Annotated in this window: 1 rRNA gene; it reads left to right on the top strand. The window is 65.5% G+C overall.

The features are described from left to right. The first annotated feature begins 221 nt into the window (after positions 1–221). Positions 222–338, top strand: a 5S ribosomal RNA gene (rrf, locus tag EDF27_RS09440). Positions 339–1,116: the final 778 nt, after the last annotated feature.

Genomic DNA, 1,116 nt, shown 5'->3' with positions numbered 1-1,116 from the left:
AGCAGACTACTGGGTTGATAGGCCGGATGTGGAAGCGGGGACTAACGACCCGTGGAGCTGACCGGTACTAATAAGCCGAAGACTTGACAACACAACTATTTCCCGCACTTCGGTGTGGGGCTCGCGTCCACTTTGTGGTTCCCGACAGATGATCGGGAATCAAACTGAATACTTCAGCTATCTGAAGGAACGGTTTTGATCCAGGATTGGGTCGAAGGTGTTCCGGTGGTCATAGCGAGAGGGAAACGCCCGGTCACATTCCGAACCCGGAAGCTAAGCCTCTCAGCGCCGATGGTACTGCAAGGGGGACCTTGTGGGAGAGTAGGACGCCGCCGGACTCAACGTAAGAAGATGTGGCCATCGGCCCTCCATCGAGAACTCGCAGGGGAGACCCTCGTTCTCGTGGAAGGCCGGTGGCCATTTCTGTTTCTGCGCTCGTTCGAAGGCCTCGACGTCGGGCCCGGTCCGTGATGGACTGGGACGGTATCGCGCCACGGACGGCGCTCACACACACACAACGACACAGCGGACGACAGCCGGCGCGAGAGCTCCGGCACGCGATGAGGAGCAACGGTGGCGAACGACGACGAACGACGGAACGACCGCGACGATGAGCGCGGTGGACGTCCGCGTCGAGACGGAGCTCCCCGCGGTGGTCAGTCCGGCGGGCGTGAGGGGTGGTCCTCCGGGCCGCGTGAGTTCGAGCGTCGCGAAGGCGAACGCCGTGATCGTCCGCAGCGCGATGGCGATCGTGCGTTCCGCAGTGACCGACCGGCGCGTGACAGCGCCCCTGGTCGTGGCTTCCGTGACGGCGGACAGCGTTCTGACCGTCCGGCTTGGCGTGGGGACCGCGACGACGCCGGCCGTCCGCCGCGTACCGGGGGACCGCGTGGGGATCGTCCGTCGTACAACTCGGACCGGCCTCGCCGGGACGGGGACCGTCCGTCGTACAACTCGGACCGGCCGCGCCGTGACGGAGATCGTCCGTCGTACAACTCGGACCGGCCGCGCCGTGACGGGGATCGTCCGTCGTACAACTCGGACCGGCCGCGCCGTGACGGAGATCGTCCGTCGTACAACTCGGACCGGCCGCGCCGTGACGGAGATCGTCCGTCG

Source organism: Curtobacterium sp. PhB136 (assembly GCF_004346855.1).
GTDB lineage: Bacteria > Actinomycetota > Actinomycetes > Actinomycetales > Microbacteriaceae > Curtobacterium.
The sequence above is the reverse complement of the archived record's forward strand: the minus strand, read 5'-3'. Positions and strand labels throughout refer to the sequence as shown.